At 45.5% G+C, this 7,207-nt stretch carries 10 protein-coding genes; 6 read left to right on the top strand and 4 right to left on the bottom strand.

The genetic code is table 11. From position 1 onward, the window contains the following. Positions 1-892, top strand: an 892-nt coding sequence (locus NC238_02025; protein MCM1564735.1) for a thymidine phosphorylase, incomplete at its 5' end; no start/stop codon positions are given. Here the strand turns inward: NC238_02025 and NC238_02020 are convergent. Further along, entirely contained in the window at positions 861-1,235 is a 375-nt protein-coding gene (locus NC238_02020; GenBank protein MCM1564734.1) for a helix-turn-helix transcriptional regulator, read from the bottom strand. The genes NC238_02025 and NC238_02020 overlap by 32 nt on opposite strands. Before the next feature lie 174 nt (positions 1,236-1,409). Between NC238_02020 and NC238_02015 the strand changes: the two genes are divergently transcribed. From NC238_02015 to NC238_02005, 3 genes are all read left to right on the top strand, one after another. Then, complete coding sequence (locus tag NC238_02015) at positions 1,410-1,802, top strand: pyridoxamine 5'-phosphate oxidase family protein (protein MCM1564733.1); 393 nt, start codon at positions 1,410-1,412, stop codon at positions 1,800-1,802. Positions 1,803-2,052: 250 nt separating this feature from the next. Further along, positions 2,053-2,541: a CoA-binding protein gene (locus NC238_02010; protein MCM1564732.1), complete on the top strand. Its 489-nt coding sequence runs from the start codon at positions 2,053-2,055 to the stop codon at positions 2,539-2,541. Positions 2,542-2,651: 110 nt separating this feature from the next. Continuing rightward, a complete protein-coding gene (locus NC238_02005; protein ID MCM1564731.1) occupies positions 2,652-3,824 on the top strand; it encodes a D-alanyl-D-alanine carboxypeptidase in 1,173 nt (390 codons plus the stop codon). 95 nt (positions 3,825-3,919) lie between these two features. Here the strand turns inward: NC238_02005 and sigF are convergent, their stop codons facing one another. From sigF to NC238_01990, 3 genes are read right to left on the bottom strand one after another with little or no spacing between them, the layout of a single operon-like run. Further along, positions 3,920-4,708 (bottom strand): RNA polymerase sporulation sigma factor SigF, encoded by a 789-nt coding sequence (gene sigF / locus NC238_02000; GenBank protein MCM1564730.1) that lies wholly within the window; start codon positions 4,706-4,708, stop codon positions 3,920-3,922. 14 nt (positions 4,709-4,722) lie between these two features. Next, positions 4,723-5,160: an anti-sigma F factor gene (gene spoIIAB / locus NC238_01995; protein ID MCM1564729.1), complete on the bottom strand. Its 438-nt coding sequence runs from the start codon at positions 5,158-5,160 to the stop codon at positions 4,723-4,725. A 30-nt stretch (positions 5,161-5,190) separates the two neighbouring features. Continuing rightward, positions 5,191-5,508 (bottom strand): anti-sigma factor antagonist, encoded by a 318-nt coding sequence (locus NC238_01990; GenBank protein ID MCM1564728.1) that lies wholly within the window; start codon positions 5,506-5,508, stop codon positions 5,191-5,193. A gap of 190 nt (positions 5,509-5,698) precedes the next feature. On the opposite strand from NC238_01990, the gene spoVAC reads away from it, so the two are divergent. Further along, on the top strand, positions 5,699-6,169 hold the full coding sequence (gene spoVAC, locus NC238_01985) for a stage V sporulation protein AC (GenBank protein ID MCM1564727.1): 471 nt from the start codon (positions 5,699-5,701) through the stop codon (positions 6,167-6,169). Between the two features lie 23 nt (positions 6,170-6,192). Further along, the gene (gene spoVAD, locus NC238_01980) at positions 6,193-7,203 is read left to right on the top strand and encodes a stage V sporulation protein AD (GenBank protein MCM1564726.1); all 1,011 of its coding nucleotides are present in this window, start codon (positions 6,193-6,195) and stop codon (positions 7,201-7,203) included. The last annotated feature ends 4 nt before the right edge of the window (positions 7,204-7,207 follow it).

Here is a 7,207-nt window from a genome sequence, read left to right as displayed (position 1 = left end):
GGAATTCCTGCAGCAGGTCGGCAGGATCGGCTTAGCGGTTATCGCTCAGACCGGAAGGATGGTTCCAGCAGATAAAAAACTCTATGCCTTACGGGATGTTACGGCAACCATCGATTCGATTCCGATGATCGCTTCTTCGATCATGAGCAAAAAAATTGCTGCGGGCGCCCAGGGAGTTGTGCTGGATGTAAAATACGGTTCAGGTGCCTTTATGGCGACTTTGGAAGAAGCCGAAACACTGGCGGAAATCATGGTTGGGATCGGTAAAAATCTGGGCAGAGATATGGTAGCGGTGCTGAGCAGGATGGATCAGCCGCTCGGGAGGGCCGTCGGCAATGGTATTGAAGTTCTCGAGGCGATTGAGTGTCTGCAGGGCAAAGGACCTGATGATTTAATGGAAGTGTGTTTGGAACTGGCAAGCTGGATGCTTGTGCTCGGGAAGAAAGCCGCTACAACCACGGAAGCTGGAGAGATCCTGAAAGATACACTGCAGAGCGGCAGAGCCTGGGAGAAGTTTTTGGCGTTTGTTCAAGCCCAGGGAGGCAATACGGCCGTGCTGCATGCCAAAAACCTGCCCCTGGCTTCAGAGAAAATCGTTTATAAAGCCGAAAGAGCAGGTTATATTCAGCATATTGATGCTCGGAAGATTGGACTTCTAGCCATGGTTCTTGGAGCCGGCCGGGAAAACAAAGACAGTGAGATCGACCTTGGCGCAGGCGTTTATCTGTTGAAAAAGGCCGGTGACGCAGTGCAAGGCGGTGAACCATTATGCATGCTTTATACTTCTTCTGCCGAAAAAAGTTCGCTTGGATTGGCAAAGGCTGCAGAGGCGATTACCATTGGCGAAGAAAAGCCGCTGCTTAAACCGACGGTTTCGACAGTGATCCGGTAAAATGACCGTTATATTCGGACATCTGGGCGATGAACTTATTGCCGAAAATTTCAAACTGCTCTAATACCGGAATAAATTCCTGGCCGATCTTACTAAGGGAATACTCGACTTTTGGCGGTACTTCCGGATAAACATAGCGGTCAATCATACCGAACTCTTCGAGAAATCTCAACTGTTTGGTCAGTGTGGCCTGGGTGATACCCGGGATCTTGCGCTGCAATTCACCAAAGCGATGGGTCTTTTCTCTGAGATGGTTAATAATCAGAATGGACCATTTTCCGGAAAAAATTTTTTGGGCGGTAAAGTACGGACATTTGCCAAACAAATTGATTTCTTGTTCCATTTTTTTGCTCCACTTCTTGTAATATCATGGTTAGTGTCCATAGTATCTATAGTATGTATAGTATCTATTTGAATACTTAGAATAGAAAATAATCGTACTTGTTCGATATTGGATATCTGTTATTATGATGATATGTCACAATTATAACGTGTTATTCTGAAAGGAGTCAAGATCATGAATCCAATTGCCCAGTTTCTGGCTGACGCCAAGACATTTTACCTTGCTACAGTAGACGGTGATCAGCCGCATGTCCGTCCATTCGGCGCCGTCGCAGAGTATGACGGGAAAACGTACATTTGCACCAATAATCAGAAAAATGTCTTTGCACAATTGCTTAAGAACCCGAAAGTTGAAATTTCCGGAATGGTTGGAGACAAATGGATCCGTCTCGTCGGGGAAGTTGCCGTTGATCCGCGCCCTGAAGCACGTGAAGCGATGTTCGAAGCCAATCCAAGTTTAAGAAATATGTACAAGTGCGATGACGGGCTTTGTGAGGTTCTGTACTTTACGCAAGCCGCAGCAGCGATTTATTCCTTTACCGCAGACCCGGTGGAGATTACGTTCTGAGAATTTCAATATCACCTGAAAAACTTAATATGACCTGAACGAAATAAAGACTTAGAAAAAATAAAGACTTGAACGGTAAAAGGTTTAGGTCTTTTTGTGTCTTCAGGCAATTTTTAAATGCGCATCTCATAGACTATTCTTAAATACAGCTATTTAACGGTTCTTTATATACCTGTTGATCAATCATTTGTAAACATTACACTCATGCGTGGGGTCTAACCCGATACTGACGCTGACTGGAGTGAAACCGATGAAAGAAGCCAAGACGATCTATGCGTTTTCCGGCAGTCTGGATACAAGTATGCGGTATGCTGTCTATGCCAGTTCAGACCGTTTTCTGAAGCATAAGCATGCTTGGAAAGCAGCCCATTGTCTTAAGTACTTTGGCTGCAGGGTCTACCTGGTTGCTCCGGATCTAAAAACATTTGAAGGGAGCAGGGTTTATCCGGATTTAAGCGCACTTCAGGGTAGAGTTGATGTTGTGGTTCCGTGCCTTAGGGCGGAGCTGATTCAGGACATTGTCAGGAAAACTGTGGAATGCGAGGCCAAAGCAATCTGGTTTCAGGAACAGAATTGGACACCTGAACTTGACGCAGCGTGTGTGGAGAATGAAATCGAAGTGGTTCGCGGTTGCGTTTTGAAACATAAAACCTATCCAAGACCATTTGCGTATCTGAATCCTTGTTATTGGCACGGCTGGAAGGTTAGTAAAGTACCGGGAAAGCATCAGAGGAGTTAATCTAATCAGAGGATTTAATCCAATCTGAAGAATATTGGAAACATAACATGATTTAATTTTATAAGGGCATACTAAAACAACAAACACAATTTAGCTTGGGAGGTTTTAGTATGCCTAAATTTTGTTTACGGATGCTGACAGTGGTTCTGGCCGCGGCATGTTTGCTCGGATGGATTGCGGCGCCGGTAAAGGCCGCAAATATTGAGACATCTGCTGAAAGTGCCATTCTTATGGATGCGGCAACGGGCAAAATTCTTTATGAAAAGAATGCTCACAAGGAACTGCCTCCGGCAAGCGTTACGAAGCTGATGACAATGCTGCTGGCAGCAGAAGCTGTCGAAGAGGGCAAAGTCAAACTGACCGACACGGTGACGGCGAGTGAGAATGCCTCTTCTCTCGGCGGATCGCAAATATATCTTGAACCAGGAGAGAAGTTCACCCTGAAAGAACTCTTGATCTCGATCGCAGTAGGGTCGGCAAATGATGCCTGCGTGGCTGTTGCGGAACATATCTCAGGAACCCATGAGGAATTCGTGGATTCGATGAACAGAAAGGCCAAGGAATTAGGACTTAAGAATACCCATTTTGCCAACGCATACGGACTGCCGGCTGAGGGGCATTACACGAGTGCCTATGATCTGGCGATTTTAGGCAGGGAAGCACTCAAATACCAGCTGGTATCACAGCTGACATCCATGAAGGAATATGAACTGCGCAACGGCGATTTTAAATTATGGAACACCAATAAACTTTTATGGTGGTATGAGGGAACCGATGGATTTAAGACCGGCTGGACGCAGGAAGCGAAATACTGCTTGGCCTCAACCGTAAAAAGAGATGGCCTGAGACTGATCTGTGTTGTCATGGGAGTCCCGCAGGTCAGAGGCCATTTTCAGGAGTCTATGAAGATGTACAATTATGGTTTTGCCAATTATGTTTATAAAGAATTTGCCCCTGCCGGTTCCAAACAGGGAGAAGTCATTGTTCATAAAGGGAAGCTGCAAACAGTTGACCTTGTCAGTCAGGAAGCTGTCGGCTTGTGTGTTGAAAAAGGGAAGGAGAAAGAATGCCGGATTGAAACCAGGTATTTTGCAAACCCGGTATCCGCACCAATTGCCAAGGGACAGCAGCTCGGAGAGATGATCATTTATTGCGGCCAGAAAGAAGCAGCCAGCATAAAGCTTGTAGCTGGAGAAGCAGTTGGAAAAGCAGGACTGCTGGAGATGTTCAAGCGTACGGTCCGGCAGTCCTACAGCATGACCCCGCCGATCTATGCCAACTAGTAGCTCGATTCCAAAGTAACGTTGCTTCCATTATCTTCAGACGAATCCGAGCAAAGCCACTTTATCTTTGTTGTTAACGGGATTTACAAAGCGATCTACTCGTATTCAGAAGGACTGTCGTTCAGAATCTGCTTTAAATGGAGTAAGGCCGCGCGTTCGATCCTGGAAATCTGGACTTGGGAGAGGTTCATGACTTTAGCAATTTCATTTTGCGTTCTGTCCTCAAAGAATCGCTGATACAGAACCTCTTTCTCCCTTCCGGGCAGTTTATCGAGAACTTCCTGCAAGGCAATTTTTTCAAACCATCCCGGATCGGCATCCTTCTCCTGCGGAATTTGATCAATCACATAAATAGGATCGGAATCGTCCTGATAAAGCGTATCATGTATCGACGACGGGCTTTGCACTGCTTCGATGGCGAGTATAATATCTTCGCTCGGGGTGCCAATATCTTCTGCAATTTCGTTCAGCGTGGGTTCTCTATTTAATTCCGAAGAAAGCTTTTCTCGGGAACGGTTGATTTTGTAAACCAGCTCTTTATAAGAACGTGGAACTTTAATCGGATGGTCATCTCTTAAAAATCTTCGGATTTCTCCAATGATCATCGGTACGGCGTACGTAGAAAATTTAACACCGTACGAGAAATCAAATTTATCGATGGCTTTGATTAGGCCAATGGTGCCGATCTGAAAGAGATCCTCCAGATCATATCCCCTGTGGGAAAAACGCTGGATCATATTAAAAATGAGCTTCAAATTACAATTGACCAAACGCTCCCGGGCATCGATGTCGCCATTTTGGGCTTTGTGCAAAAGCTCCATCAATTCTTGTTCGGAGAGCAGGGGAAAACGGGGCAGGTTCATATCTGAAAGTCGTTGAATCATTTTCACACCCCCTCTTAATGAGAGGACGGACGGTTGTGGCTTAAGTATTTCACCATCAATACTTTGGTTCCTTTGTTAACTTCAGATTCAACCCGCAGTTCATCCATGAAGGACTGCATAAAGATAAAACCAAGTCCCATTCTGTCAGGGTCCGTAGAATAAGAAGCTTGCATGGCCTGATTCACATCGGGGATACCGCAGCCGTTATCGGTTACCTGTATGGAGATCTTCGTTTCATCTGCCTCCAGCTCTAACGTGACAAATTGATCAGGTGCATTGCTGTAAGCATGAATGATTGCATTGGAAACTGCTTCAGAGACAGCGACTTTCAGTTCTTCAAGCTCGCTTAAGGCCAAATCCATTTGGGCTCCAAGCGAAGAGGCCAGCATGCGGGCGATTGTTACATTCTGCGGCAGACTCGAGAATGTCAGAATTATTTTATTGACTTCCATTGATTATTCTCCTTTCAACTCTAAATTCATTTATACGGCAGGTTCTTTTGGTAAAAATTCTATAATTTTGGGAAGCCCCGACAGTTCCATGATCCGGTAAATATGCGGCGGAGCATTGGCAATTTTAAGTTTTCCTTCAAGAGGAAGCAGTTTTTTATATCGTCCCAAGATAACCCCTAGACCGGAACTGTCAATGAAACGGAGATCATCCAGATGCAGGATCACCGTCCTGACTCCTTTTTTCTCTATATCCAGGTCAATCACGCTTTTTAATTCACTGGCATTCTTCATATCGAGTTCGCCTTCAAGATATAAATGCAGGGTTTGTCGTTCAATTCTTTTTTTCATGGATGCCACGCTCCTTATTACAAGTCGTTAAATCTATCTTCGACATCACCCAAATATTTCCTTCGTGCTTGGTTCTGAAATTATTGACTGATTCTGGTATAAAGTTGATAAACAAATAAAACAATTGACAATACCTGAATTTCTTAGCGAAAAATCGGGAATTATTAATCAAAAAAAGGGGTGAAAATCATTGTCGGAATCAAAACTCCGTCCTCCATCCGTTGCGGTGACCCAGGAGGAATATAAACAATTAACAGAAAAGTTTTCGCCAAAACCAACGGTTTTGAAAAATGTGCTGTCAGCATTTGTTGTCGGCGGAATCATCTGCAGCTTTGGTCAGATGATTGTCAATTTTTACATGAATTACATCGGGCTGGCTAAAACAGCTGCTCAGACAGCAGGAACAGCGACGCTGATAATAATAGGGGCTATTTTGACCGGTCTCGGTGTTTATGACACGATTGTCAAATACGGGGGAGCCGGAGGGATCATTCCCGTGACCGGTTTTGCAAATTCGATGGTTTCACCGGCACTTGAATATAAGAGAGAAGGTTATGTGTTCGGTGTAGGCGGGAAGCTTTTTACGATTGCCGGCCCAGTTTTGGTTTATGGAATTACAAGTTCAATCATTGTCGGCTTGATCTATTTATTAATCAGATAAACACGGAGGAAGAAGGAAAAATGTTGCATTCCAAAAGAGCAGGCAATCAGACAGTTGTATTTAGGCAGCCGCCGGTTATTCTGGCAGGGTATAACGTTGTCGGCCCCAAGGAAGGACAGGGTCCGCTAAAAGATACTTTTGACCTGGTCTTAAAAGACAGTTATGGGCATGAAAAGACATGGGAGAAAACGGAGATGAAAATGCTGCAAACTTCCATGACGAGAGCTGCGGCCAAAGCAAATGTCCCGCTAAATTCTGTGGATTATAACCTGGCGGGGGATCTGCTGAACCAGATTATTTCGTCGAACTATGCTGCCAGACAAATCGGTCTTCCGTTTATCGGCCTCTATGGCGCTTGCTCGACGATGGCGCTTTCCACGGCCCTTGGTGCAATGCTGATCGACGGCGGGTTCGCGTCTAAAGTACTTTGCAGTGCATCCAGTCATCATGAGACAGCAGAGAGACAATACCGTTTCCCAAATGAGCAGGGTAACCAGAGAGCAATGTATGCCCAGTGGACGGTAACAGGAGCAGGGAGCATCCTTCTGGCTGATCAAGGAGAAGGACCCAAAATCACAAGTGCAACGCTTGGCCGGGTCTTAGACTACGGTGAGACCGATACCAATAATATGGGTGCGGCCATGGTGCCTGCTGTTGCCGACACCATCCTGAATCATTTTCAGGACCTCAGTCGTCAGCCGGATTACTATGACATGATTATTACCGGAGATCTTGGGATGGTCGGGTTTCAGCTTTTGCTTGAGGTTTTGAAACGAAGCGGCCTGCAGCTGTCCAATAACTTCTCAGATTGCGGCGTGATGATTTACAGCAGCGAACAGGATACACATGCCGGCGGGAGCGGGTGCGGCTGTTCCGCGGTCGTGCTGACAGGGTATCTCCTGAATAAATTGAATAGCCGTGAACTGCAAAAGATCTTGTTTGTCGGAAGCGGAAGCCTTCATAGTTCTGTATCATCCCAACAGGGTGAATCCATGCCGGCAATTGGTCATGCTGTGTCGATTGAAATGAGTTAAGGGA

It is taken from the genome of Dehalobacter sp., from assembly GCA_023667845.1.
Classification (GTDB): Bacteria; Bacillota; Desulfitobacteriia; order Desulfitobacteriales; family Syntrophobotulaceae; genus Dehalobacter.
This window is presented reverse-complemented; position numbering and strand designations above follow the sequence as displayed.

Excerpts from the sequence above, each read along its gene's own strand:
- NC238_02015 (MCM1564733.1), top strand. The coding sequence starts at position 1,410 with ATGAATCCAATTGCCCAGTTTCTGGCTGACGCCAAGACATTTTACCTT.
- spoIIAB (MCM1564729.1), bottom strand. The coding sequence starts at position 5,160 with ATGGAAGTCAATAAAATAATTCTGACATTCTCGAGTCTGCCGCAGAAT.
- sigF (MCM1564730.1), bottom strand. The coding sequence starts at position 4,708 with ATGATTCAACGACTTTCAGATATGAACCTGCCCCGTTTTCCCCTGCTC.
- NC238_02005 (MCM1564731.1), top strand. The coding sequence starts at position 2,652 with ATGCCTAAATTTTGTTTACGGATGCTGACAGTGGTTCTGGCCGCGGCA.
- NC238_02010 (MCM1564732.1), top strand. The coding sequence starts at position 2,053 with ATGAAAGAAGCCAAGACGATCTATGCGTTTTCCGGCAGTCTGGATACA.
- NC238_01990 (MCM1564728.1), bottom strand. The coding sequence starts at position 5,508 with ATGAAAAAAAGAATTGAACGACAAACCCTGCATTTATATCTTGAAGGC.
- NC238_02020 (MCM1564734.1), bottom strand. The coding sequence starts at position 1,235 with ATGGAACAAGAAATCAATTTGTTTGGCAAATGTCCGTACTTTACCGCC.